This is a genomic window from Verrucomicrobiota bacterium (genome assembly GCA_019247695.1).
Taxonomy (GTDB): domain Bacteria; phylum Verrucomicrobiota; class Verrucomicrobiia; order Chthoniobacterales; family JAFAMB01; genus JAFBAP01.
The window spans coordinates 24278-50005 of record JAFBAP010000134.1; the positions used below are offsets into that span (position 1 = coordinate 24278).

Consider the following 25728-nt stretch of genomic DNA (forward strand, 5'->3'; position numbering starts at 1 on the left):
CGTCAGACGCCTCCCTCCCTCCTCCATCCAGCAAAACGGGGCTCACCAGCCATCCTGAGAGCCCCGTTCCGCGGTCTGAGTCGGTTGTTAGTTAGTTAGCTAAGTTAAATCAAGTAAGTTGCGCCGACCAGTGCGTCGAGCTGATCACCTGCTTGCTGACTTGTTCCGGGTCTTGCCCAGCCATTTATCCCAATTTTTGGCGAATTCGTCGACGTTCTCCTTGGTCACGGGAATCAGATCGGCCTTTACAAAGTTGGGCGGCTTGGTGCCGTTGGCGACGTAATTGTAGAGTTCGTCAACCGATTTGGTGCCCCACTCATAAACCTGCTGCGCAAGCAAAACCTCCACATGACCGTCTCGCAGGTAACCGAGTTCGGCCGGAAGGGCATCCACCGCCACGCATTTCACCGTCCCGGCCGGCCATTTCAGCGCGTTATCCGTAAACAGGGGCCAGCCGCCGATCATTGCCCACCCGGTAATCTGGGGGTTAGCCTGCTGAACCTGCTCAACTTTGGCGGCCGCGTCCTGAGGCGTTTCCTTGTGGTAATAAGTGTCCAGGACCTTGACGTCGGGGTACTTCTTGGCTTCATCCTTTACGCCTTGCACACGCTTCTGCAGGTTGGGCGCGTTCTGGTTGCCTCCCAGGATCGCCACGACGCCCTTGCCTCCCATGGTCTTGGCCAGCTCACTCATGACCTGCTGGCCGCATTCCAGGTCGTCGGTGCCGAAGCACGTCAACCGCTTGCTCTTGGGCGCATCGGAGTCGAACGTCACGACCGGCACACCGTTGTTGACGGCTTTGTCGATGGCGTCGGTCAGCTTGTTCGCATCCGAGCAACTCACCGCGATCCCGGAAGCGCCGGCGTTGGTCAGCTGTTCGATGGCTTCAACCTGCTTCTGGGCGTCCTCCTCGTTCGGCGTGCGCCAATCGATCCTGATGGTCACCCCGTTTTTCTCGCTGAGCGCCTTCGCTTCATCCTCCGCGCCGGTTTTGGCAGCCTGAAATACGGGGTTGTTGTTCGATTTGGCGACGACGCCAAATACATAGGTCTTCCCGGCCGCGAAACCAGTCGCAACCGCCAGCCCGAGAAGGCTGGTTAACACTAGAGCTAATTTTTTGATCATGATTTGGGGGGTGAAGTGAGCCAGGCGACTCCGGTCACGGTTTCGCCTGGACAGTGGTTTCGGCCGCGGCAACCACCTCTTTCTTGACGCGGGCCGTTTTGGCTAGAAGCCGGCGATTGCCGAGCCAGCGATTGAGCTGGTCAAGGAGGACAGCGGCGATGACCACGGCACCAGTTACGATCTGGCTGTACTCTTGCGGGATGCCGAGAATGACCATGCCGGCCGAGATCATTTGCAGGATGATCGCACCCAGCAGGGCGCCCAACGCCGTGCCTTTGCCGCCGGCCAGGGACGCACCACCGACCACGGCCGCGGCAATCACGTTCAATTCATAACCTTGCCCGTCACCCGACGAAGCGGCCCCATAATAGCCGAGGGCCAGCGTTGCCGAGATGGCCGCCGTCAGCCCGGACAAGACGTACACCATCAGTTTGATCGGGCGCACCCGGATGCCGCTATACCGGCTGGCGGTCTCATTGCCCCCGATAGCATAGATCTTGCGCCCGAGCGTCATCCGGCTCAGGAAAATGCTGCCGATGACGCACACGATGACCATCACAATCAGCGGCACCAAGCTCAGGTCGCCCACGCCGCTGCGCATAAACGTACGGAACTCCTGCGGAAAATCCCCGATCGATTGGCCCTTGGTCAGGACGAACGCAATGCCGCGGTAAATGGCCATCGTGCCCAACGTGATGATGAACGGGTGCACGTTGAAACCGACGATCATCGCTCCGTTGAGCAGCCCGCAGAGCGCACCCACTAAAAGCGTCAGGGCAACGCCCTGCCACGCCGCGCCGGCGCCGGCATTCGAGCCGTAATGATTCATCAACATGGCGCCGGCGACCGCCGAGAGCGCGTAGATGGACCCTACCGAGAGATCGATGCCCAGGATGATGATCACCAGCGTCATGCTGATGGCCATGATGGCAAAGAAGCTGGTGTCTTTGGCTATCTGAGTCAGCGTCTCGGCATTAAGAAACTTGTTGACCTGAATGAAAGCCGGCACTTGGTCGCCCGCTGCGTTGGTCGTCATCACGCGCCGGGGCGCCCCGTCGGGGCCCTTCTCCAGCTTCGGCCGCTGAACCGAACCGCCGAATGCCCAGAGCAGAATACCCAGGGCGATAATGACCAAAATCAGACCACCTTCGGGAAACTTCGACAGACTGAAGCTGAATTTCGGGGGGGGCATTGCAATCTACCTTGTGACACGTAAACAGTTTGCCTGTCAAGCCGCAGGGCACAAAAACGTCGGCGCAGCTGCCGGTATTCCCCTGCCGCCGTCATCCGATTCCGGCAGGTACCCGGACCGCCCTAATTGACGACTCTCACCGGCGTACCGACCCGGACCCGGTAGAAGGCAGCCTGGGCAACCTCAAAGGGCAGACGAATACACCCGTGGGATGCGGGGTAGCCCGGCAGGATACCGACGTGCAAGCCGACCCCCTCCCAGGTGATACGCATAAAGTAGGTCATGGGCGCGCCTTCGAAATGCGTTCCGCTCGGCGCAGAGTCGATCCGTGCACTGACGCCGGCGCGCACCACCCGGCCCGCGGAATCTACAAAGTTTCCATAGACCGTCGAGCGATGGTCTTTGTCTTTCTGAACAACGGTAAAACTTCCGGTGGGAGTCATGCCGGCTCGTTTGCCCGATGAAATCGGGGAATCGATCGCAACCTCAGGTCCGGCCATGACGTAGGCACGCTGCCGCCCCAGTGAGACCACGATGGAGGCATTTTCAGGCCCGAGGCGGGGGAAGATGGCACGGTTGAAGAACGGTGGAAGTTGTCGCTGAAGCAGATCCTGTGGCCTTGCCACCGGCACTGTTCGGGCCTTTGCGGTGTGGCATAAGGTGAGCCAGGGTACAACCAGTCCGACAATAAGCAGGCGCCGTACAAAAAAGTTCATTGAAGGTTCGTAAAAGGCATTACCGATAATAGATCTTTCCTCCCGGAACAATGCAAAAACCCGCGTATCAATGTAAGCGGCGCGGTGGACCGCGGGTGGACGCGCGCCGCCTTCTGCGTTACTGGGACCGGATGAGGGTTCACGTCATCGACTCCAACCATCTCGGTCGCACCAATGTCATCGGCGTGGCAGCGCTCGAGGGTGAGGATGGATCCATCGCGTTGATTGATCCCGGACCGGCCGTGGTCTTCGAGGAGGTACGGCGCGGGCTTGAGCACGCCGGGCTCGATCCGGGCCGAGTGAACCGGGTACTCGCCACGCACGTCCACCTGGATCACAGCGGCGGCGCCTGGTGCTGGGCGGAAGCCGTACGCGCCCACATCTTTGCGCATGAACGCGGCGTGGCGCATCTGCTTGATCCCGAACGGCTGGTCGTGAGTGCAACCCGGATTTACGGCGATGACATGAATCGGCTGTGGGGACCGGTAAAACCGATCGACTCCCGGCAGGTCACGCCCTTGGGGGACGGCAGCGAGGTTGCGATCGGAGATTTTACGGTTCAGGCGCTCGATACACCGGGCCACGCCCAGCATCATCTGGCCTACTGGATCCCTGAAGAACGGCTGGTTTTTACAGGGGACGTCGGCGGTGTGGCGATCGCAGGCGGTCCGGCCATCCCGCCCTGTCCGCCTCCGGACATCAATCTGGAGCGGTGGAAAAAGTCTCTGGAGCGTTTGCGGGCCTTGCTTCCTGCGCGAATGTTTGTAACGCACTTTGGCGAGGTACGGGACCCGGCTATCCGGCTTGAGGAGGCTGAACGGCGGCTGGAAGCATGGGCACTCTGGATACGCGAAGGCTTGCGAAACGGATTCACGGAGGAACAGCTCGTGCCGGGGTTCGAACAGCTTGTAACCGATGACCTGCGATCGGCAGGCGTCAAGCCTGAGTTGCTGGCCATCTACGAACAGGCGGACCCGGCGGCCATGAGCGTTGCGGGACTCGCCCGTTACTGGCGCAAGTTTCATCCGGAAGCGATCACTTAAAACCGAAAGTTTAAGACCGATGCCCACAGGGCAATCCGGGCTTTGCCGCCATCTTCGCTCATAGTTCGCGAAACCGGGGAAGTAAATTCACACGAAAGTGTCAAAGGAAACCGCAAAGGAGAACATGCAGAATAACCTACAATCACAGTGGAACGAATATCAGCGCCTGTTGCAGGACGACCCGCTGAAGGCCGGCCTGGTCGCATTCAGCGCCGGATTGCTCTTTAGCCTTGTTCCCATTCACCGGCTGATTGGCCTCCTGCTCAAGCTCGTGCTGTTCGCCGTTAAACCCACCTTGCTCGTCCTGGGTGGCATCAAGGCATTTGAGTACGCACAGCAGTACGGCAACAAGGGTAACCCGGGCTCCTGACCTGGATTTGCCACGTGAGTTGCGTCATCACTGTCGCCGCCTGAAGGGAGCCGGGCCGCCCGGTTGAGCCCGGGCCCGGCGCCTTCCACCTCGGGATGGGTTGCGGCTCGGCGGCTCTGCTCGCGCGGCGGTCGAAGCGCCGGACTGATCCCCGGCCGCCCTTTCCGACTCGGTCGGCTCCGCCTGTGACCGGTGCAAAAGCGAATGCGGACTGGGCCCAGCAGGATTCGAACCTGCGACCAAGGGATTATGAGTCCCCTGCTCTAACCGCTGAGCTATAGGCCCCTGTACAACGAAAGATTCGCGTTCCGAGCCGCTTCTGTCCCGGATTTTCTTTTCTGCCGGCGGTTCCGGCCGCGCGGCATACCGGCGCTCCAAACCGCTTCAGAATCGGAAAAAACCGAGACCCGGTTCCCGTTAAAGAACACGCACGCCGGGATCTACTATGTCCGCGCTTTCAGGGGGAGCAAGGAAGTGTGGAAAAGTTTGCGGGCGGACGTCTATTCCGTCGTTGACGCTCCGTGCGGCTAATGCCGGGGGCTTCCGGCCGACTCCGCCAGACCGGCGGAGGCATTCGGATGCCGAGATTATTTGCGATATTGATCGTCGCTGACCTTTTCCATCCAGTCCACGGCTTTACCCTCGAGCACCTCGTGAATGGCGATGTGCGTCACGGCGGTAGTCGGAGTTGCGCCATGCCAATGCTTCTCGCCGGGCGGAATCCAGACGACGTCGCCAGGGTGAATTTCCTGAATCGAACCGCCCTCACGCTGCGCCCAGCCGCATCCAGCGGTGACAATCAGGGTCTGACCCAGCGGATGGGCGTGCCAGGCGGTGCGAGCACCTGGTTCGAAGGTCACGCTGGCGCCGGCCACGCGCGCCGGCGCGGTGGCCTGGAATAGCGGGTCAATACGGACCGTGCCGGTAAACCAGTCAGCCGGTCCTTTGTTGGAGGGTTGTGAGCCGCTTCTTTTTATATCCACTTTCCGGGTTCCTTACCTGATTCGTTCGTCAAGGTTAAATCAGGAACCCACGACCACGGCAATGATGAGTTCGCCCTGGCGCCAAGCGGGGCCCCGGATAAAAAGGGGGCTGCCCTGGTTGAGTCTTGCCTGCGTTAAAAGGAGTTGTTTTTCCCCGCGAAACAGTTCAAGGCCGACCAGTATCTTACCGTCAGGACTACGGGAAATGCTGGTGACGGCTATCCGCAGGTCGCCCGGAAAGGTCAGCACTCCGCTGTGGCCGCCGGTAAACTGAGCTTGGTTTTCGCCCAGCGTCTGGAGCGAGCTGAACCCGGTTTCCTGTTCGAGCTTCTTATCGTACCGGTTGAGCCGGCCCGGGGTTTGCACCGGGGCAGTAGAGTTCGACGCGTAAATGAGGCAGCCCCATACATCCGGGGCGGCGGGATCAGCGCGAGCGGAGAGATGCAGCATGAAACAGAGACTCAGAAGAGTCAGGAAGGCCCCGCTGCCAAGAGTTTTCCTCATGGCAGTAACTGAGTTGGTGGCCGGCGTGACCGCATCTGGTTATTTCAGGTCTTTGTCTGGCGGCACCGTTTCCAAGCCGTCGAGTTTAATAATGGTTACGTCCTTCTTGGCGTCAACCGTGGCTTTTACGCCCGGTTGGCTTGTCTGAGTTTTAAGGACTTCGGCTACGTAGCCGTTTCGGTCGTCCTTACCCTGCTCATGAGGAACCAACGCCACCATCAGGCCGATCGCCGCCAGGGCAGAGCCGATACCGGCCCAGGCCAGGCGAGGCAGGCTGAACCATGTTCGGCGCACTTTGCGCTTTTCGGCGCCAGCCTGTTCGTGCTCGATCTGGGCAAGCAACTGCGAATTAAAGAAATCCGGGTTTGGAAGTTGGGGGGCACTCAGGTGTTCACGAAGCAACCTTCGAAGCACAGCCCCTTGTTCGCGTTCGCCGGCGAGATCCGGGTGTTCCTGCTCGAACGCCTCTTTTTCTGCGTCCGGAAGCGCGCCGTCCAACCAAGCGGTGTACCGTTCTTCAAAGGTTTTCATACACGTCTTTCAAGAGCGCTTGAAGTTTTTTTCGGGCATAAAACAAGCGCGACATCACCGTGCCGATCGAACATCCCAGGATTTCGGCGATCTCACTGTATTGCAAGTCTTCCAATTCTTTCATAACGATGACCGCCCGATGCTCCGGGGTGAGCTTGGCAATAGCTTCATCAATTTGCTTCCGGATTTCATTCTGCTCCAGTTTCCGGGACGGGAGCGGCGTTGCGGACGGTGTTGTCCGCGACCCCGGCTCCACATTGACCGGCATAACCCGGTCATCAAACTCAGCGTCACCATGAACTCCTTTCCGGCGAAGGGAATCAATCGTGACATTCGTCATGATCCGGTACAGCCAAGTATAAAACGAGGACTCTCCTTTAAATCGGTGGATCGACCGCCACGCTTTAACAAAACCCTCCTGAGCTAAATCCCACGCATCCTGCTCATTCTGGACCATTCCGTAGATCATGCTGAACGCCTTTCCACGGTATTTGGTCACTAAATCGTTAAAAGCAGAAGCGTCGCCGGCCTGACACCGTTTCACCAACTCACCATCATCTACCTCAACTGCGTCCTGCAACCGGTGCCCCGTTACAGATTTAGACGCAGACACGCCAAGTTCATTCAAGAGCTTTTGCCTTTTTAAGCGCTAGGCGCCGTACCGCCGACGCCACTCTGCCCGCAGCTCGCCCATGAGCACGATGATATGATCACGCACGTGAAACAGCCGTTGAAAGAGGTCGCTGAACTGCGCGCTCTTCAGGGTGCCGTTCCGATTCATCTCGGTCGCGGCCTCGACGGCGGTGCAGATCGCCCGCAGAGCGCGTTTGAGGTAGGCGATCGTCATGCCGATCTCTTCGTTTTCCTGGTCACTCAACGCCGCCGCAAGCTTAGCGCTCGCCACGGCGACATTTGAAGCCAATTTGACCCCGAGCGGGCTCGACTGGCTGTTCGGGACGCTGTCAAGCAACTGATCGATCCAAACCGTCAGGGCAAAGGCGCTCTGGTAAAGCGGATGGGCCTCGAAAGACTCGCGAGGTTCGGCCTCTTCGCTGTCCACATCATCGACCTCAAATTCAATTTCTTCGACGTTTTCGCCGGATTGCTCGAGCAAATGAGTCCAGCCCATCTCCCGAGCGATGATCTGGTCGCGGTTGGGATCGTCGATGTACTTTTCGAACAGCTCCATGTAGCGGTCCGTCTTGCTGTCCTGTTGCTGGAGAAAGCGCTCCCAATCGTATTCATCCCAAACGCGCTCTGGCTCATCGAAGTAATCAGCCATTTGGTCTTCTATCGCAGTTTGGAAACTGCTGCAAAAGTTTTAATCAACCCTGACGGGTTCAATGACCCGGCCGGCAGGTCACGCAAGCGCCGCGGCGGGCGTTTGCTCGCGCAGGGTCTGCAGCCGCAACTGGCCGCAGGCAGCATCGATATCGTGCCCCTTTTCTCGCCGGATCGTAGCCGTGACGCCTCGCGCCAGGAGGGCATTATAAAAGTGCTGTTGCCGCGTTTCGGACGGCCGGCTCCAGGGCAGGCCTGCCACCTGGTTGTAAGGGATCAGGTTGACCTTGGCGTTGAGACGGTTCGCCACACGGGCAAGGGCCGCCGCGTGTTCCGGTCGCTCGTTAAGATTCTCAATCAAGATGTATTCAAGGGTGATGCGCTGCTTCTTTTTTGAAACGTAATACTCGCAAGCTTCGACGAGCGAAGCCACGTTGTATTTCCGGTTAATCGGCATTATTTGCTCGCGGACCTCATCGGTCGCCCCATGCAAGGAAATGGCCAAGCGGACCTGCAACGGCTGATCGGCGAGCTCACGGATCTTCGGCGCAAGGCCGCTGGTGGAGATGGTGATGTGCCGCGCGCCGATCCCGACCCCCCATTCGGCGTTAATGATCGATACCGCTCGCATGACCTCAGCGAAGTTGGCGAGCGGTTCGCCCATGCCCATGAACACCAGGTTGTTTACCTTTTCACCGGAAAGCTCTTCAACCCGCAGGATCTGCTCAACGATTTCCCCGGCACGCAGGTTCCGCGTCCAGCCCGCGAGGCCGCTTGCGCAGAATCGGCAGCCGTAAGCGCAACCGACCTGCGTCGACACACAAAGGGTCCGCCGGTCAGACCTGGAGCCATAAAGCGCCGGGTTGGCCGGAATCAGCACGGTTTCAATCAGGGCACCGTCACCCAGGCGAAAAAGGAACTTTCGCGTGGTGTCCCCGGAGCCGGTCACGCGCGCCGGTTCAAGCGTGCGCAGGGCAAATTCTTCCGCCATCTTGCGCCGAGTGGCCGCCGGCAGATTCGTCATTGCGTCCACCGTGGTAGCGCGCCGGCGGTAAACCCAGTCAAGCACCTGCCGGGCTCGGTAGGCGGGCTCCTGCCGGGAGGCGAACCACTGCTCCAGTTCGGTAAGGTTGAGCGCGCAAATCCCGATCCGTTCTTCCATTCGTTCTCCGTGACAGCTAATTTCCCACATCGGGACGCAGATTCAACGGGTACGCCTTTGCCTGGCACGAAAGGGAAAGGTCGAAGCCTATTTTCGGCTGGACGGCCGTGCCCAACACGCTAATGCTTCGGGCCGATCATGCTGAAGTGTTACGAAATTTTTGAGCGTTCTTCACCTGAGCTGATTAACGAGGTTTTTGCCCACCTCCATGATAAGGAGAAGGCGGTCTACAAAGCGGCAATTCAGAATCTCGCCGCGCAATGGAAACTTCGGCCGGTGTTCGTTGAGCGGAAGCCGAAAGCTGAGCGCCACCTCTGGCTCAAGCGGGCCCTCTCCCGAAAAGCAGCGGACGAGTTCGCGATCCAGGTCCTGCAGATTTGGCTCTTGGGCGCGCAACGCGATCTCATTTGTGAGTTTCTGGACCGACTCGGGATCCCGCATGACGGCAAAGGCGTGGTCGACAATCTGCCGCCGGAGCCCAGCCGGGACCACCTTGAGCGGGCGGTGAACGCCTTGCTGGAAAAACATCCCCCTGAGGTAGTCGCTGTTTACCTGAACGCTTTTCAGGCGATGGACGACCATGCCTGGAGCGGCCTCGACCAGATCCTGGCAAATGACAGCCGGCTGGCGTTGGGAACGGGCCGCATCAGCCTGGAGCGACCGGCGCCGGCCACGGATTTGGCGTGACCGGATCGATGGCCGGTGCGTTCGCGGCAGCCAAGCGGCCCTCCCCTTGATTTCGGGCCGTGAAAGCAGATCTTCAGCTTCAGGTGGAACGGCGAATCAAGGAAGTGTCGGTGCACGATGAAAACCTTGAGGAAAAGGTTCTCCGCTTCATCACCGCGCCGGCAGACGGGGCCGGATTTGAGTCGCTGGCGTTTGAAATCCACGGATTCCAGCGCTGTCACAACCTGGTCTACGCACGTTATTGCGAGCAACTTGGCATAGGAAGTTCGCTGGAATCCTGGAAGCAGATTCCCGCTTTGCCCCAACAAGCGTTCAAGCGGCAGCGGATTCTGGCCTTCCCGGAAATCGACATTCGTTTTGAATTTCGTACCAGCGGGACCACGGGTGAGGGCTATGGACGCCACCTTTTGCCTTCACTGGCACTTTACCGGCATTCAGTCCTTGCCGGCTGGCGGTATTTCGGCCTGCCGGAGAAAGGAATACGGTTGCTCATGCAGGCGCCGGAGTATGCGCCGTACTCGTCCCTGGCCCGCATGGGCGCGATCCTGACCGGCAATCACGCCGAAGCCTTTCTGGTTGATGCCCGTGGAGGGATCGAACGCGACCGCCTGGCGAAGGTTGCCGCGGAAACGCAGCGACCGGTCATGCTTTTCGGGACCGCCCTGGCTTTCGTGAACCTTCTCGAGCAATCTAGCGCCATGCCGCTGCCGGCGGGCAGTTTGCTGATGGAAACCGGCGGGTTCAAAGGGAGCAACCGCGTGATCGACAAGACCGAGCTCTATGAGCGGCTGGCGAACCATTTTCAGGTCCGGGTCGAGGATATCTGGAACGAATACGGCATGACGGAACTCACGTCTCAGTTTTACAGCCGGGGTACCGGCGGCCCGCACTTCGGCCCGCCCTGGCTCCGCTTTCTGGTGATCGATCCGGAAACGAACCGGCCGGCGCCGGCGGGTCAATCCGGCGTGCTTAGGATTTTCGATCTGGCCAATCTGTGGTCGGTCCTAGGCATCCAGACCCAGGACCTCGCGGTGGCACAACCGGACGGCGGTTTCCTGCTGCTGGGACGCGATCCGGCTGCCTTGCCCCGGGGCTGTTCGCGAGCGGTGGACGAGTTACTCCGGACGGTGCGGGCGTGACCCTGCCCTTTCGGGAACGCCTGGAGCGGATCTCGGACGCCCTGCTCGGCTGCCCGATCGTGCAGCCGGCGTCGGTCGCACAGCTGGCGCAGTGGGTTGACGCCGAACTCGGTCCCGGGGCGCTCAGCGAGGACACCATTCCGTACGGCGGCCGGCGCCGGCGGCTGCAGCCCTTGTCCCCCATCCTTCATGTCGTCTCGGGCAATACCCCGCACGCCGCGGTCCAGAGCCTGGTTCGAGGCTTGGTGACCGGCGCAGCCGTGCAGTGGATCAAAGTCCCGCAAGCCGTTCGCCTGGCCGAACTGGAAAACTTCGTGACGGCTTTGCCGGAATGCATGCGACCGGCGTTGGCGCAGGAGCTTCCCGCTGCCTGGTTAGAGCGGGCTGCAGCGGTGGCTGTCTTCGGTGCTGACGAGACCATTCGTGAGTTCGCCAGGCGGATTCAACCCTGGCAGCGCTTTCTTCCGCATGGGAACAAGGTGAGTTTTGGATGGATTCGCGGCCGGTACGATGAAGAGTTGTTGGCGGCGCTCACCCGGGACGTCGTTGCGTTTGATCAATTGGGCTGCCTGTCCCCGCAGTTCTACCTCGTGTCCGGTGACGCCCGAAATTTCGCGCGGGATCTGGCTGCGATTTTCAGCCGGGAGGAACCTGATTGGCCCCCGCTCCGGCTTACTACTCAGGAGGCCGCCCGGCTGCGCGAGTTCCGGGATATGCACCAACTGAGGGCCGCCTGCAGAGACGGCACGGCCGTCTGGGGCAGCGCCGAAGGGCTGGCCTGGACGGTGATTTTCGATCCACGCCCTGAGTTTGCGTGGACGCCGCTCCTGCGAACGGTCGTCGTTAAAGCGGAAACGGAAGGCGTGCTGGAGCGGTTGCGGCGGATCGCCCCTTTCCTGAGTACCATCGCCGTTCATCCGTACACCGAGGAAGGGCTCACGCTTGCGGTGCGCCTCGGCGCACAGCGGGTTTGCCGGGCGGGCGCCATGCAAAACCCGGATTGGCTCTGGCACCATGACGGCTGGCCGAGCCTCGGGGCCTTTCTCCGTTACGTGGATGTGGAGAACTGAGGGTGCGGTCACACGGCGGCCACGGCGATCTGGCGGGCACCACGTAAGAGTTCACACGGCGAACACGGCGGGCCACGGCGAACACGGCGGGAAGAGGGAGAAGGGGAAAGGGTTCGGAGTTCGGAGTTCGGGGTTCGGGGTTCGGAGCGGCAGCATGGGTGCCGGCCATCCGTGTCAAGTTCGGGATTTCTGGATCCGTTTCTGCGTTCGTCTGCGTGTTCTGCGGATGATTCCGTCTTCCCGCCGCGTTCCGCCGAAAGATTGGATCCAGTCATAGGACGTCTCCGAGCTCCGAACCCCGAACTCCAAACTCCGAACTCTTTCCTCTTCCCGCCGTGGTCGCCGTGGCCCGCCGTGTTCGCCGTGTGAACTCAGTCGTTGTGCCCGCCAGATCGCCGTGTGACCGTGTGAACTCTTACGTGGTGCCCGCCGTGTGACCGAGCCCTTTTTCGCTTGTGGCCTTCGTGGCATCTGGTTACGTGCCCGGATGTTCCGTCATTGTTTCCGGATTACTTTTCAGAACGAACAAGCGGCATATTACCAGTTCCATGTGTTTCCACCGGTGGTGCACCTGCCGTGGGTAAGCGGATGGGCCCGGAAACGCGACACGAACACGCAGCTGGTCCTGGTGGAATTAGCCGAGGAAGGTGACCGCGATCGTTTCCTGGAAATGTGCTGCGAAAACCCGCACGTGCTTAAAATCGAGGAAATCAGCGAAGACGAATTTACGTACGCCCCATCGCACGACATTTAGCCCGGCCGTTTCTGTCATGAACCTCAGGAAAGATCCACCCGCCATTACCGTACTGACGCGCACCTTGAAGGTGACCAACCCCAGCGGTCTGCATGCCAGACCCACGAGCGCGATCGTGCGGTGTGCGATGCGCTTCAGGAGTGAGATTACGATTGAAGCGAACGGCCGGCGTTGCTCTGCGGTAAGCATCATGGACATCATGACCGCTGATATCCGGTCCGGAACGGACATCGTGGTGACGGCGGCGGGCCCGGATGCCGAAAAAGCGTTGCAGGCCTTGGAGATCTGCCTCGGAGAACTCGAGGCGAAAGGTCTGTAGTGCCGCCGAATCCGGCCGGCTGCCCCCAGCGGCCTGAACCCTGGGTTCGCCCCGGTTTTTTTTAGCTCTTTCGGGTTACGGCCTTACCCGCAGTTGGCGAGAGTGGTGCGAAATTACTCACGTGTGAGCCATAGCAGCCTATTCAAGACACGAACGCGCTCTATGCCGGACGTTTAACATTTTGTCGCGACTCAAAACTGATCCCAGCCGGAGGCAACATTAGGATGCGGAAGGTTCAAGATACGGCCGGTAAAGCTGCCGCCTTGTGCGCCCACCTTAACCAATTCTCCGTTCCTGCGGCCGTTTTAAACCAGGACCGGCGGCACTTTCAGAGCTGGAACCAAAGCTTTTTGGACCTGGTCGAGCTTGCGCACGACGAAATCATGACGGCGCAGGTCGACTCGATCTTCTCGTTCTTCCCGGCCTGGAATGAGCCGGCATCGGGAATGCGCATCGTCGCAGCCGTGATTCGAAATCCCTCCTCGGCCCGGAAGCCGCGGACGATCGTCGGTATGGAGCACCCGGCGGTCCAAGGCCGGACGTCGCTCCTGCTGGCGCACGACCTTTGGTTGAGGGGCGCCGCGTTTGAAGCGGGTAAACAGAAAGGGGAGCACGAGACGAGCCAGCAATTGAAGCAGCGGCTGGACGCGGCCATCCAAGGTAACCTGCGAAAGCTTACCCCGATGCTGACGCACTTACTGGAGTCCGCACCCGCGGCGAGCCGCCAACGGAGCGAAATCCAGAAGATGGTGACCATCCTGCAGAAAATGCAGGATTTCGTCCGAAGTGATTTTGACGCATTGTTCTTGGCCGGCAGTGCAGAGGAGATCAAGGGCGGCAATGCTCTGGAGGAGGAGCCGGGAGGCCGGTAAACCCGGAGGTCGCGCACGGACCCGGGTCGGAAAGGGTTTGACGGTCAACTCCGGAGAGATTGAGAGTGCAGGAATGACGTCTGCCGTGGAACCGAAGCCAGACATTCTTAATCTCATCGGCAACACGCCGATGGTCCGGGTCTCGCGGCTGGACACCGGGTCCTGCGAACTCTTTGTCAAACTCGAGAACCAAAATCCGACCGGCTCAATCAAAGACCGCATGGCGCTCGCCATGGTCGAGGCCGCGGAGCGGGACGGGAAGATTCGACCGGGCGGCACCCTGGTGGAGGCTACGGCGGGCAACACGGGCTTGGCCCTGGCGTTGGTGGCTGCCGCCAAAGGTTACCGCCTGGTGCTGGTGATCCCCGACAAGATGTCACAGGAAAAAGTGCTGCACCTGCGTGCGCTGGGCGCCAGGACGGTCATCACCCGCTCGGACGTAATTAAAGGGCATCCGGAATATTACCAGGACCTGGCCGCCCGGATCGCGCGCGAAACGCCCGGAGCATTCTTTGTCAACCAGTTCGCCAACCCGGCTAATCCCCTCGCCCACGAGCAGACAACCGGTCCGGAGATCTGGCGTCAGATGGGCCAGCGACTCGATGCGGTGGTGGTCGGCGTCGGTTCAAGCGGCACTCTGACGGGCCTGAGCCGTTTCTTTGCGAGGGTCGCTCCGAAGTGCGAGATCATTCTGGCGGACCCGGAAGGTTCAGTGCTGGCGGGCTACGTCCACGAGCATCACGTCGGGCGGGCCGGTTCCTGGATGGTTGAAGGTATCGGCGAGGATTTCGTGCCGGAGATCGCTGATCTTTCGCGAGTAATCAAGGCCTACAGCATCCCGGATGCGGAAAGCTTCCAGGCCGCACGCGACATGCTTAGACTTGAAGGCATCTTTGCCGGTTCGTCCTCGGGAACCCTGTTTGCCGCCGCCCTCCGGTACTGCCGGGAACAACCCACCGCCAGGCGCGTGGTCACCTTTGCGTGCGACAGCGGCAACAAATATCTCTCCAAGATGTACAGCGATATCTGGATGGCAGACCAGGGCTTCCTGCCGCGGACTCGCTTCGGGGATTTGCGTGACCTGATCTCGCGCCGCTACCAGGACGGGACCGTGGTCGCCGTCGGGCCCTCCGATACGCTGCTCACCGCGTTCAACCGAATGCGAATTGCGGACGTCTCACAGCTGCCCGTACTCGACCAGAATGGATTGGTCGGCATCATTGATGAATCGGATCTCCTCGTCCGGGTCCAGGACGGCGGAGGCTCGTTCCAGGACCCGGTCGGCATTGCGATGGCCAGCCGGGTGGAAACGCTGCAGGCGGACGAACCGATCGCGGCCGTCCGAAAGATCCTTGACGAAGGCAAGGTGGCCATCGTGATGGCCGGCCGGGAATTCGTCGGCCTCATCACCCGCATTGACCTGCTGAACTTCCTGCGCAGACACGTTTGATGATGCGTAAACCCGACGCTTTTGGTTTTGCAACGCGCGCCATCCATGCCGGTCAGGAACCTGACCCGGCCACCGGCGCCATCATGACCCCGATTTACCAGACCTCCACGTACGTCCAGCAAAGTCCGGGAGTTCACAAAGGGTACGATTATGCCCGCAGCATCAACCCTACCCGGCTTGCCTATGAACGGTGCGTTGCGGACCTGGAAAATGGGACCAGGGCGTTTGCGTTCGCGTCCGGCCTGGCGGCCATGGCAACCGTCCTGGAACTGCTGAACTCCGGCGCCCACGTCGTTGCGAGTGACGACCTGTACGGCGGAACGTTTCGCCTGTTCGAACGCGTCCGCCGGCACTCGGCCAACCTTAGCTTTACCTTTGTCGACCTGACTGACCCGGGCGCACTCAAGCGAGCTTACCGGCCGGAGACGAAGATGATCTGGGTCGAAAGCCCGAGCAATCCCCTGCTTAAGCTCGTTGACCTGGAGGCGGCCGCAGACTTCGCGCTGGCGAACGGGTTATTAGCCGTCGCCGACAACACCTTTGCGAGTCCCTGGATTCAGCGGCCGCTCGACCTTGGTTTTTCGATCGTAATCCACTCGGCCACCAAGTACCTCAACGGGCACTCCGACATGGTCGGCGGGGCGGCCGTGGTCGGGCGCGGCGATGATCTGGAAGCAACCGCTGACCGCCTGGCCTTTCTCCAGAACGCCGTCGGGGCCGTGGCGGGTCCGTTTGACAGCTACCTGGCGCTGCGCGGGCTCAAAACGCTCGCGGTACGGATGGAACGCCACTGCGCGAACGCCGCCGGGTTGGCGGCGTGGCTTGAGGGCCACCCTAAAGTCCGCCAGGTGAATTATCCCGGCCTGGAATCCCACCCCCAGCACGCGCTTGCAAAAAAACAGATGCGAGGCTTCGGCGGCATGATCGCCGCGTATCTGGATAGCGATCTCGATGGGGTCCGCCGCTTTTTGGAGAGCACCCGCCTTTTCGCCCTGGCCGAAAGCCTGGGAGGCGTTGAAAGTCTCATCGAACATCCGGGCCTGATGACTCACGGATCCATCCCGGCGCCCCAGCGGGCAGCCTTGGGAATCGACGACAGCCTGGTCCGGCTTTCGGTGGGGATCGAGGATTACAACGACCTTGAAGCTGACCTCGCGTACGCGCTGGAGCAGGTGTGAACGGGTGAGTCCTGCCTTGAGCCGGGCGACCTCCTACCAACCGATCTTGTTCCGGTCCCGGAAAAAGCTCCCGGTCAGACTTGAAGGCGCTTCTACGGCGAGCCAGACGATGGTGTCCGCACCCTGTGCGACCGAGCGTGTGGCGCTCGGTCCCCCCATGTCCGTGCGAACCCAGCCAGGGCAGACCGCATTCACGGCAATACGGTGCTGCCGCAGAGTCTGGTCAAGCATCAACGTGATTCCGTTCAGGGTCAGCTTCGAGAGGCAGTAAGATGGAACGTCCGGCGAAAGGCCGTCGAGCGCACCGTAGCCGCTGGAAACGTTGATAACCCGGGCTTCGCCGGATTTCTGCAGGTAAGGAAGGAACTCCTGGGCGACGCGCAGGGCGCCGAACGCGTTCGTCTGGAAAGTCGTTGCCAATTGTTGCCGGGTCACGGATAAAATGTTCACGCCTTCATCCGGGTAAATGCCCGCGTTATTGACGAGGACGTCAAGACGATCGTGACCCTTGCCAAACGCGGCGGCCGCTTCATGCATGCTCGCATCATCGGCTACATCGAGCGGTAAAAATTCGGCGTTGTCCGGCAACTTCGCGAGCGCTGCCTTGCCGGCGTGGGGATTGCGCGCCGCCAGCACCACATGAAAATCCCTGGCGGCCAACTGCCGCGCGACCTCAAATCCTATGCCTTTATTGGCGCCGGTAACCAGCGCAACCTTTTGGTTAGCCATACGCAATTTTACCGGAGCTTCGCAGCCGGACAACCGCCGCGGTTATCATCCAACGGCATATCCCGGCGTTACACGGCACCCGCCGCGCACCGTTTCCGCCATTTGAACGCATCCGTTCCGCCACTGCGGTCGAAACGTTGAAAAATATAACCTATGGACAACAATAACATCCCTCTTAACAAAGAAACGTTGAAGCTGGCTTCCGACCTCTCGCTTGCCGCCGGTTTTCTTTCCATCGCGGCTTCCATCATCAGCTGGTTTTCGAGGCGGAGCGAAGATCGAGCGCATGCTGAACGGTTCGGTATTTTCATCGGGCTTTGGGTGCCGAGCCTTTTTGCCTTGTCCCACCGGCTTGCCCGCGCGGCTGCCGAACAATAGGAAACTCCTCCTTTCCGATGCCGGCGCCAGTCACGCGGTCTCCGCGCCGGCCGCCAGTCCCGTCTCGAGGGCTGGTATTCCCGGATCGCAACGCGGCATTTTTTATGGATCCGCCGGCTGTTGCTGTTCACGGCCGAAAAGTACTTGCAGGACGGGTCGCCTTGCGCGTATCTTCGCCCGCTTCGCTGGAGGGGGGGTATAGCTCAGTTGGTAGAGCGTCTCGTTCGCAATGAGAAGGTCAGGGGTTCGAATCCCCTTACCTCCACCATGAAGGGAGGCCGGAAGGCGGTCCTGAAGCTTTTCCAGGCGCCGGCATACCCGATTTTAAAGGGAGGGGCTTACGATCACATCCATTCCTGCCTTTAATCCGACACACGCGCAGGTTGCGTGCCCGCCCTCAGGAGAACCGGATTGCGCCGGGGTCAAGGTTCCGGCCGAAACGATTGAAGCCCGGCGTTCCGCGCGCGTTGCCGGCGTTTCTGTGCATCTGCAATGACGTTAGGCAGGGCCAGGGATTTAAGATTAATGTCGGGATCTTCATAATAGTGGTCCAGGCCCGGTTCGATGATGGTGACACCCTTAGGCAGGAGTTCATCTGCCAGAAGCGTTAACCCATCGTTAGGGCCGTATTTTCGAAGCTGCCGGTACCGCCACCTGACGTCGCCGGCGATATCGCCGGATAAAGGAACGCCGACGAATTGAACAGTCAGAACATGCGGCGGAAGCCCGATTCCATCTAACCTTTCGCGGCTCGACGCGGTAGTAAGCCCGGGCACGCTCCGGAAGCTGAGGCCTTGCATAGAAAACATGATGCCGGCGAGCCACGACTTGGGCCACCCGGTCACACGATCGGCCAGGAAGGTTCCTCGAAGCAACCCTCCCACGCTCACCCATGCGGTGATGGCCCGAGTCTCATCCGGCCGTAGTATTTTCCCTAACGCGAGCGCCGTTTCGGGCCCGCCTTTGCTTGTACTTACCAGGATTAACCTGGCGCCGCGGCCGCTGCGGGCGCGAACGAAGTTAGCGATGATCAAGGCGTTTTCCTCAATGGTCCCATCCTCTTCGGTAGCAACTAAATCTACCTTCAGACCCAACTTGCCCATAAGTTTTCTCTGGTTAGCAAAATCGGCTCCGGTGGTCGGGTTACCCACATAATGAAACCCGGGTACAAACAAAATTCTGTACCCGCGAAGGCGGTCTCGGACGAGCCCCGTCCACTGATTCCGCTGAATATCCTGCTTGATTCTTCTTACCTCGTTGCAGTAGCGATCCTGAAAACTCCGGTTTGTCCGATTCGAAAGACTGCGTTTTATGAAAAACAGGGTTGCGAAGTCCGGTGACGTCTCGGCAGACAATTCTCTTAAAGTCAGGCTGTTGAGGGGGAGCGCCTCAAATCGTTGCTCGATGCCGGCGATCTTTTCATCTGCAACCGCCGGCTCCGCCGCGCCTGAAAAGGAGGATTCGAAATAGGCCTGGGCAAGGGTGGAATCGACGGTCGTTGCCACGGGCCTGCATGCGACAATCCCCCTTACCGGGAGTGTGGGGTAATCGGTGCAGGCGCCGAGCAGCCACAGTGTCAGCAAGATCGGTAACGCACAGGCGTGCAAGGAGAACGACCCTCCTGGAAAGCGCCTCAGAGTCAACCGCCCATTCATTCGCGGATTTCAGCTGTGGCGTCGCATTTTTGACGCGAGTTCATTTATCAGCAACGAGAAATTTTTGTGTGCCTCATAAATCAGCTTACTTCCAACCAATCTCGCGTAAAGGGGTCTCGTTACCCCGGCCGGAAGGCCTGAAACCGGTGCGAGGCGCGCACCGGCCCGGGAACGTTGCCTGGGGCGGCAGGGAAGAGAGGCGCCGCCGGGTCCAAAAAAATTCTCCGGCGCCGGAAGTTGAACCCTGACGCCTCTGCCGGTTACATTGCCGGACTTTCCATGAGTACCCAGACCGAGACGCAAACCGCACCCGCAGATTTCATCCGTGAGATCGTCGCAAATGACTTGCAGGCGGGGACGTATTCCGTCATCCAGACCCGATTTCCGCCGGAGCCGAACGGTTACCTTCACCTTGGCCACGCGAAATCCATTTGCCTGAATTTCGGCATTGCCCGCGAATTCGGCGGGGTGTGCAACCTGCGCATGGACGACACCAACCCGACGAAAGAGGATCGCGAGTACGTTGAATCGATCATCGAGGACGTAACCTGGCTGGTTGACGGCTGGGCCGACCACGTTCTGGGCCTGAAGCCCAAGGGTAAAGCCTGCGAGATCCGGGAGTTCAACGGAAAGGCGGACTTTCACCAGCCGCCGGTGGTGGGAACTGCCACCGCGGCGGACCGGGAACCGTTTCACGCGTCCGACTACTTCGAGCAGCTTTTCGAGTACGCGGTTCAGCTCATCCGGAAGGGGAAGGCCTACGTCGACGACCTTTCACCGGAAGAAACGGACCGTTACCGCATTGCGGGCCAAGAGAGCACCTTCCGGGAGCGTGGCGTGGAGGAAAATCTCAGCCTTTTCCAGCGGATGCGCCGGGGCGAGTTCCCGGACGGGCTTCGCACGCTGCGCGCGAAGATCGATATGCAGTCGCCGAACGTCTGGATGCGGGACCCGGTCCTTTATCGGATCCGGCACGCCGCGCACCATCGTACCGGTGACCGCTGGAGCATTTACCCGATGTACGATTTTGCGCACTGCCTGAGCGACTACATTGAAGGGGTAACTCACTCTCTGTGCACCCTCGAATTCGAAGTGCACCGGCCGCTTTATGACTGGATTCTGGGGAGCCTGGACCTGCCGCGGCAACTGCCTCACCAGTACGAGTTCGCACGGCTGAACCTGAGCTACACGATCCTGAGCAAGCGCAGGCTCATGCAACTGGTCGACGAAGGGCATGTCTCCGGCTGGGACGATCCACGGATGCCCACCCTCAGCGGCATGCGGCGCCGCGGGGTCACGGCGGTCGCCTTGCGCGCCTTCGCCTACCACATCGGGATTACGAAGTATGACGGCCTCACCGACGTTGCCGTTCTCGAACACGCCGTCCGCGACGAGTTGAACAAGACGGCCGCTCGACGCCTTGCCGTCCTGCGTCCGCTCAAGGTGGTTGTGACCAACTATCCGGAAGGCCGGATCGAGGAACTCGATGCCCTCAATAACCCGGAAGATCCGAACGCGGGCACGCGAAAGATTGCGTTCAGCCGCGACCTTTACATTGAGCGCGACGATTTCATGGAAAATCCGCCGCCCAAGTATTTTCGCCTGCGTCCCGGGGGTGAAGTTCGCCTGAAATACGCCTACATCATCCGATGCGATGACGTCATCAGGGATGCGAGCGGCAACATTCTGGAACTGCGCTGCACCGCTGACCTCGACAGCAAGAGCGGCGGTGCGACGGCAAATCGCAAAGTTAAAGGCACCGTTCACTGGGTCAGCGTGCGGCACTCGGTCGAGGCTGAGGTGCGCCTGTACGACCGGCTTTTTCTTGAGCCCGAGCCGGAGGCCACCAGCGATTTCAAACTTCATTTAAACCCGAATTCGTTGGAGGTTGTCATGGCCAGGTGCGAGCGGAGCCTGCGCGATGCCCGGAGAGAAACGCGCTATCAGTTCGAGCGCCTCGCGTATTTTACCCTCGATAAGGACAGCACGACGGAACGCCTGGTCTTCAACCGGACGATCACCTTGAAGGATTCGTGGGCGAAAGAAGCGAAAAAGCGGTGAACGAATCCCGAGCCTCGAACTTTACCTGCTGGGGGCACCGTTCAGGCGCACACCGTACGCGGGCCAACGGCCAGCGGGTAAGAAGCAGCAGCGGGACCGGATTGGGACCCGCCCGCATACCAGAAAATGCGCTCACGACGGAAGAGCCGGTACTGCCTCGAGTCGTTCCGGTCACGGTGAACCCCCTCGGAACTGATGGGGCGGGATGACTCGGCGGGATGCGGCAGGCCGCCGGCGACGGCCGGGTTACCTGGCGGTGAATGCAGGGGAGAATCGGCCCAGGCGCCTTGCGGAACAGCGCAGCCGAGTGCGGCGGCGGCGGCGAGAACGGTCAAAACTTTCTCCATATCTGGTGCTACGTCGATGGTGTCGGGTTGAAGGCAGGCGGCTGCCTCTCAGTTGAGCTGTGAGCATCACCGATGCCAACCCTCGCAGCACGGAAAATGCGCCGCGCCGGGACCGGTCCGCAGCTGGAGACGTTTACCTCAGCGCGATCACGCCGGTCCTGCCGGCGAGGCACTGCAGCGAACGCCGATGTGCCGAAAACGGGACACGGCGTCCCCCGAATGGGAGGAACGCTTTCCGCCGGCAACGGCGATCAACTGCGGCCGTCGACCGCGGGCTGAACTTTGCCGCGGCTCCATGGAGGGCGGAGCCGCGTCGCCCCGTCAGGAATGGCCGCCGGAAACCTCGGGGTACTCAACGGCGTGCACCCTGCCCTAGGGCTTGCGAGTGCGAACTTTTTCTTTCTTTTGATCGCACTCTTCCTGCAGGCGGCGAAGCTCCGAGGCCAGCTGGTGCTTCAGCTGTGCGACGTCATCAGCGGACCCGGCCTGTTCCTCGCGCCGGATCTGCTCTTTCAGCAACAGTTCTTTTTCAGCCATCTTTGACCGGTAAAGCGAATCGATCTCTGCAAGCTGCGCTTTTTGCTCCTCGGTCAGGGGAACCGAAGGAGATTGCTTTTGCAGGCGCTCCATGGCGAGTTCGTAAGCTGATTTCATAAGGTCAAGGTCTGCGTTGGGACAACCGGCGTGTTACGCCGTTACGGCTGCTCGATCTTCTGGAGCCGCCGGATCAGGTCGCTATAGTTAGCCGCATCGCGGATCGTCGCATTCAAGCGCGTAAGCCGTGGATCGTCTGAAGCGTGATTGAACGAGACCCGGTGCTGCTGGCCGTCCTGGGCAAACACGACTTCATCCCAATGAATGGTTTGAATGTGGGGATTGAAACGTGCGACCGCGCGTCCACGGAAGAAGGCCCGGGTTGATTCCGGCGGGTTGAAAATTGCGGTCTTGATTTCTTCCTCCCGGAGAACCCGGCGCATCCGTTCCTCTCGCACCAGCTCGTAGTGGAGCCCCTGTTCCCAGGCGATGTTGTGGTACTCGAGGTCAATGGACTGCAACCAGGGATCCGTCCAATCCAGTTTTTCTTCTTCCTGAAACGTGGTGAGCAAGTACAACTTGGCCGCCCAATCGATGCGATCGGCGCAGCGCATGACATCGACCTCGAGGTCGTTCAGAATTTTTTCCCATTCGGTCAACAGCCAATCGACCTCACGGTCAGTCCGGTCGCAGTACCGCAGGGCCTTTTCCAGGTACATGCGTTGGATCTCGATGGCCGAAATCTTGCGCCCGTCTTTAAGCTCGATGATCCAGGAATGGCTCTGATCACGGCTGATCGACTTGGTGGCATCAATCGGCTGGGCTACTTCCAGCTGAGGCGCTTCCCGTTTTTCAATCAAGTCGAGCACGAGCGACATGATACCGATCTTGAGGGCAATCGCGAATTCACTCATGTTCGAGTCACCGATGATCACGTGAAAACGCCGGTATTTGCCCGGATCAGCGTGCGGTTCATCGCGCGTATTGACGATGGGCCGGCGGTTCATCGTGTCGATGCTCACCAGGACGCTGAAGAAGTCGGCCCGCTGCGAAATCTGATAAATTCCGGGCTGGCCGGTCGCGCCTTCGCCTTCAATGCCGAGCTTGCCGGCACCGGCGTAGATCTGGCGGGTGATAAGAAAAGGCACCACCTCAGAAACGAGCCGGTCCCAGGGTACGGCGCGGCTCATGAGGTAGTTATCGTGGCAGCCGTAGCTGTGCCCGATAAAATCGGTATTGTTTTTGTAAAGACGAACTTCGCGCTCGGGGGCGATCTTTTTGTTCCGACGCCGGACGCACTCGGCGAGGATTCGCTCGCCGGCCTTATCCTGGGCGATGATCTCTCGCAAGGTGGTGCATTCGGGGGTCGAGTACTCCGGATGGGCGTGATCGTTGTAGAAGCGCGCCCCGTTGCTCAACACCAGGTCACTCTTGATCTCCTCGAAGCTGAGCGGCCGGTTTTTATCCAGTTCGTAATAGGCCGACTCGTCCGTATCCTGCATGAGGGTTTCGGCCCGAAACCCCCGTGCATCCTGATGGGGATCCTCAAGGTTGTAGTCCCATTTCATCAATGCACCGTGTTCCGTGTAGCAGCGCACCAACTCAATCGATTCAGCTACCACGTCGACGGTTTCAACCCCGTTAACCGTAATGCCGTATTCCGTCTCGATCCCAAAAACGCGCTTCATGCAGGGGGCGTAGCTGGCTGGATAACTTAGCAGGTCTCAGATAACGTCTGAAATGGACGCGGATTTGGCGCCGGCACGAACTGGCAGGACGCGCACAACGTTCTCGGAATCATAGTCGATTAACTTCAGCCAGTCTTCGACGATGTCGGTTGGCGGAAAAATATCATTGTTTGCGTACTCGGTCGCGAGCGCCACGAGCATGTCGGACTCACTGATGCCTTCCTCTTGCGAGGAGCCGATGGCGCGTTTGATGGTTAGTTCTTTCGCTCGTTCGACGATCGAGGCGATGATGGCACCGCTGACCAGGTCGCCCCGGTAGAGAACGTCCTTTTTACCGCTCCGAAGCGTTACTTCGAGGAATTTGTTGTCCTCACGGCGGTTGAATTGCGTGTCAACGGTTTTATCGACCAACTGCTGAATCGCCGCCGACACATCGCCGCTCTTGGCGACGAGCGCAGGGTCGTACGGAAGATCTTCCGTGAGGTAGATCTTGTAGATTTCGCGGGCCGATTCCCGATCCGGCCGGTTCACCTTGATCTTACGGTCGATGCGTCCCGGTCGCAGGATAGCCGGGTCGATCAGGTCGGCCCGGTTCGAGGCCAGGATAATCACGATTTCATTGAGCGACTCGATGCCGTCCATCTCGGTGCAGAACATCGGCACCAGCGTGGAAAGAATGTTGGAATGGCGTCCGGCGCGGCGCGTGCCCAGGATGCTCTCGGCCTCATCAATGAAGATAAAGGGCAGATAACCCTGTTTGCGCTTCTCACGCGCCGTCGCAAAGATCTCGCGAACCATCCGCTCCGACTCGCCGACCCACATGTTCAGGATTTCGGGCCCCTTAATGTGCATGAAGAACTGCTGCATGTTCTCGCCGGTTTTTTCGGTGAGTTGGCGCGTCAGGTTGTACGCCGTCGCCTTACCAATCAGGGTCTTGCCGCACCCCGGCGGCCCATAAAGCAGGAAGCCTTTCGGGGTCTGATGGTGGAACCGGGCAAACAGGTCAGCATGCAACAGGGGAAGTTCGATCGCATCCTTGATGGCCGTGAGCGCCGGTTCCTGGCCGCCCACTTTCGTCCAGGGGATCTCGGGTACCGATTCGAGGTAATAATCCTGCGTTTGCGACTGGCTCAAGACCTCGATGGCCACGCGGTAATTCGTGTCTACGCGCACCTCGTCGCCAACTTTGAGATTGGCCTTGAGCAGGTCCTGGGCACGCTGCAGCACAACCGACTGAACGCCGTGCTCGGTGCCCACCCGAAGGCGGTCGCCGCTCAGGATCTCGGTAATTTTTGTTACGGGCCCGCTGAGATCATAGCCCAGATCCCCGACGATCACGTACGCCTCGTTCACGAGTACCCGGGTGCCCTTTTTCAATTTGGCAAGATTGATCCGCGGATCAGCGTTGCAATAATAATCGGAGCCGCCCACGACAATCTGGGCAGTCTCCTTATTAGGGCTGCCGAGGTACGTACCAATACGATTCGCGGGTGAGGTCACCTTTTTGATCACCTCATCGAGCTTTTCGATCGTCTGCCGGGCCTCAGCGATCATCTCTTCCTGCTCAGCCACGCCGGACCGGAGGTCGATCAGTTCACTTCGGATGGGGTTACCCGGAGGAAGGCTCGCAATGAGCCTTTCGATCATGTTAAGCGGTGATGCGGGATCGGAACCAAACCCACCAAAGCCTAGCGCGCTGTCGTCATTCATGTCGTACTTCTTAGTCACTCCGCTCCTCGAGTATAATCGGATTCGATTCGTCTAGCAAACCTTCGGCGTTTGGGGGAGCTATTTCTGTCACACGGACGGCACAACGACAGAGTTCACACGGCGAACACGGCGAGCCACGGCGACCACGGCGGGAAGAGGGGGAAAGAGTTCGGCGTTCGGGGCTCGGAGTTCGGAGGCGTCGTAGAACCGGGTCCGATCTTCCCCGAAGGTCGCGCTCACCCGGCGGAAA

General features: G+C 59.9%; 27 protein-coding genes and 2 tRNA genes. 13 read left to right on the plus strand and 16 right to left on the minus strand.

Annotated elements, in window-relative coordinates:
* Window positions 1-144 precede the first annotated feature (144 nt).
* The 3 genes from JO015_15700 to JO015_15710 all read right to left on the minus strand — a co-directional run bounded on the left by JO015_15700 (window position 145) and on the right by JO015_15710 (window position 3033).
* On the minus strand, window positions 145-1125 hold the full coding sequence (locus tag JO015_15700) for a substrate-binding domain-containing protein (GenBank protein MBW0000543.1): 981 nt from the start codon (window positions 1123-1125) through the stop codon (window positions 145-147).
* A gap of 34 nt (window positions 1126-1159) precedes the next feature.
* Window positions 1160-2317: an ABC transporter permease gene (locus JO015_15705; protein ID MBW0000544.1), complete on the minus strand. Its 1158-nt coding sequence runs from the start codon at window positions 2315-2317 to the stop codon at window positions 1160-1162.
* Between the two features lie 122 nt (window positions 2318-2439).
* Window positions 2440-3033 carry a L,D-transpeptidase family protein gene (locus JO015_15710; GenBank protein MBW0000545.1) on the minus strand — a complete coding sequence of 198 codons (594 nt, stop codon included), beginning with the start codon at window positions 3031-3033 and terminating at the stop codon, window positions 2440-2442.
* Between the two features lie 131 nt (window positions 3034-3164).
* Here JO015_15710 and JO015_15715 point away from each other — a divergent pair, with 131 nt between their 5' ends.
* Both JO015_15715 and JO015_15720 read left to right on the plus strand, forming a co-directional pair.
* Window positions 3165-4076, plus strand: a complete 912-nt coding sequence (locus JO015_15715; protein ID MBW0000546.1) for an MBL fold metallo-hydrolase — start codon at window positions 3165-3167, stop codon at window positions 4074-4076.
* A 124-nt stretch (window positions 4077-4200) separates the two neighbouring features.
* A complete protein-coding gene (locus JO015_15720) occupies window positions 4201-4446 on the plus strand; it encodes a hypothetical protein (protein MBW0000547.1) in 246 nt (81 codons plus the stop codon).
* 212 nt (window positions 4447-4658) lie between these two features.
* On the opposite strand, the gene JO015_15725 is transcribed toward JO015_15720, so the two are convergent.
* The 7 genes from JO015_15725 to rlmN form a co-directional block, all read right to left on the minus strand.
* Window positions 4659-4731, minus strand: a tRNA-Ile gene (locus tag JO015_15725).
* A gap of 302 nt (window positions 4732-5033) precedes the next feature.
* The gene (locus JO015_15730; protein MBW0000548.1) at window positions 5034-5429 is read right to left on the minus strand and encodes a cupin domain-containing protein; all 396 of its coding nucleotides are present in this window, start codon (window positions 5427-5429) and stop codon (window positions 5034-5036) included.
* 39 nt (window positions 5430-5468) lie between these two features.
* On the minus strand, window positions 5469-5933 hold the full coding sequence (locus tag JO015_15735; GenBank protein MBW0000549.1) for a hypothetical protein: 465 nt from the start codon (window positions 5931-5933) through the stop codon (window positions 5469-5471).
* Window positions 5934-5972: 39 nt separating this feature from the next.
* Window positions 5973-6464: a hypothetical protein gene (locus JO015_15740; protein ID MBW0000550.1), complete on the minus strand. Its 492-nt coding sequence runs from the start codon at window positions 6462-6464 to the stop codon at window positions 5973-5975.
* Entirely contained in the window at window positions 6451-7092 is a 642-nt protein-coding gene (locus JO015_15745; GenBank protein MBW0000551.1) for a sigma-70 family RNA polymerase sigma factor, read from the minus strand. The genes JO015_15740 and JO015_15745 overlap by 14 nt, the downstream gene beginning before the upstream one ends.
* A 21-nt stretch (window positions 7093-7113) precedes the next feature.
* A complete protein-coding gene (locus JO015_15750; protein ID MBW0000552.1) occupies window positions 7114-7746 on the minus strand; it encodes a hypothetical protein in 633 nt (210 codons plus the stop codon).
* A 78-nt stretch (window positions 7747-7824) separates the two neighbouring features.
* Entirely contained in the window at window positions 7825-8907 is a 1083-nt protein-coding gene (gene rlmN, locus JO015_15755; protein MBW0000553.1) for a 23S rRNA (adenine(2503)-C(2))-methyltransferase RlmN, read from the minus strand.
* Window positions 8908-9045: 138 nt separating this feature from the next.
* Between rlmN and JO015_15760 the strand changes: the two genes are divergently transcribed.
* From JO015_15760 to JO015_15795, 8 genes are all read left to right on the plus strand, one after another.
* Window positions 9046-9594, plus strand: a complete 549-nt coding sequence (locus JO015_15760) for a hypothetical protein (protein ID MBW0000554.1) — start codon at window positions 9046-9048, stop codon at window positions 9592-9594.
* A 59-nt stretch (window positions 9595-9653) separates the two neighbouring features.
* A complete protein-coding gene (locus JO015_15765) occupies window positions 9654-10733 on the plus strand; it encodes a hypothetical protein (GenBank protein MBW0000555.1) in 1080 nt (359 codons plus the stop codon).
* Window positions 10730-11803: a hypothetical protein gene (locus tag JO015_15770; protein MBW0000556.1), complete on the plus strand. Its 1074-nt coding sequence runs from the start codon at window positions 10730-10732 to the stop codon at window positions 11801-11803. Before JO015_15765 ends, JO015_15770 begins: the two co-directional genes overlap by 4 nt.
* 487 nt (window positions 11804-12290) lie before the next feature.
* On the plus strand, window positions 12291-12557 hold the full coding sequence (locus JO015_15775) for a hypothetical protein (protein ID MBW0000557.1): 267 nt from the start codon (window positions 12291-12293) through the stop codon (window positions 12555-12557).
* 52 nt (window positions 12558-12609) lie between these two features.
* Window positions 12610-12876, plus strand: coding sequence for an HPr family phosphocarrier protein (locus tag JO015_15780; GenBank protein ID MBW0000558.1), 267 nt, complete (start codon window positions 12610-12612; stop codon window positions 12874-12876).
* A 224-nt stretch (window positions 12877-13100) separates the two neighbouring features.
* Entirely contained in the window at window positions 13101-13748 is a 648-nt protein-coding gene (locus tag JO015_15785; protein MBW0000559.1) for a hypothetical protein, read from the plus strand.
* A gap of 73 nt (window positions 13749-13821) precedes the next feature.
* Entirely contained in the window at window positions 13822-15198 is a 1377-nt protein-coding gene (locus tag JO015_15790) for a pyridoxal-phosphate dependent enzyme (GenBank protein ID MBW0000560.1), read from the plus strand.
* Between the two features lie 2 nt (window positions 15199-15200).
* Window positions 15201-16376: a PLP-dependent transferase gene (locus JO015_15795; protein ID MBW0000561.1), complete on the plus strand. Its 1176-nt coding sequence runs from the start codon at window positions 15201-15203 to the stop codon at window positions 16374-16376.
* A 33-nt stretch (window positions 16377-16409) separates the two neighbouring features.
* On the opposite strand, the gene JO015_15800 is transcribed toward JO015_15795, so the two are convergent.
* Window positions 16410-17105, minus strand: coding sequence for an SDR family NAD(P)-dependent oxidoreductase (locus tag JO015_15800; GenBank protein ID MBW0000562.1), 696 nt, complete (start codon window positions 17103-17105; stop codon window positions 16410-16412).
* Window positions 17106-17258: 153 nt separating this feature from the next.
* Between JO015_15800 and JO015_15805 the strand changes: the two genes are divergently transcribed.
* Together JO015_15805 and JO015_15810 are read left to right on the plus strand one after the other, a co-directional pair.
* Window positions 17259-17483: a hypothetical protein gene (locus JO015_15805; protein ID MBW0000563.1), complete on the plus strand. Its 225-nt coding sequence runs from the start codon at window positions 17259-17261 to the stop codon at window positions 17481-17483.
* A gap of 192 nt (window positions 17484-17675) precedes the next feature.
* Window positions 17676-17751: transfer RNA gene (locus JO015_15810), tRNA-Ala, on the plus strand.
* Window positions 17752-17905: 154 nt separating this feature from the next.
* Here JO015_15810 and JO015_15815 read toward each other — a convergent pair.
* Window positions 17906-18988 (minus strand): hypothetical protein, encoded by a 1083-nt coding sequence (locus JO015_15815; protein MBW0000564.1) that lies wholly within the window; start codon window positions 18986-18988, stop codon window positions 17906-17908.
* Window positions 18989-19417: 429 nt separating this feature from the next.
* On the opposite strand from JO015_15815, the gene glnS reads away from it, so the two are divergent.
* A complete protein-coding gene (glnS, locus tag JO015_15820; GenBank protein MBW0000565.1) occupies window positions 19418-21199 on the plus strand; it encodes a glutamine--tRNA ligase in 1782 nt (593 codons plus the stop codon).
* 41 nt (window positions 21200-21240) lie between these two features.
* Here glnS and JO015_15825 read toward each other — a convergent pair whose 3' ends face one another.
* The 4 genes from JO015_15825 to JO015_15840 all read right to left on the minus strand — a co-directional run bounded on the left by JO015_15825 (window position 21241) and on the right by JO015_15840 (window position 25478).
* Window positions 21241-21546 (minus strand): hypothetical protein, encoded by a 306-nt coding sequence (locus JO015_15825; GenBank protein MBW0000566.1) that lies wholly within the window; start codon window positions 21544-21546, stop codon window positions 21241-21243.
* A gap of 372 nt (window positions 21547-21918) precedes the next feature.
* Window positions 21919-22200, minus strand: coding sequence for a hypothetical protein (locus tag JO015_15830; protein ID MBW0000567.1), 282 nt, complete (start codon window positions 22198-22200; stop codon window positions 21919-21921).
* A gap of 41 nt (window positions 22201-22241) precedes the next feature.
* Window positions 22242-23768: a proteasome accessory factor PafA2 family protein gene (locus JO015_15835; GenBank protein ID MBW0000568.1), complete on the minus strand. Its 1527-nt coding sequence runs from the start codon at window positions 23766-23768 to the stop codon at window positions 22242-22244.
* Between the two features lie 36 nt (window positions 23769-23804).
* Window positions 23805-25478, minus strand: a complete 1674-nt coding sequence (locus tag JO015_15840) for an AAA family ATPase (protein ID MBW0000569.1) — start codon at window positions 25476-25478, stop codon at window positions 23805-23807.
* Window positions 25479-25728 lie beyond the last annotated feature (250 nt).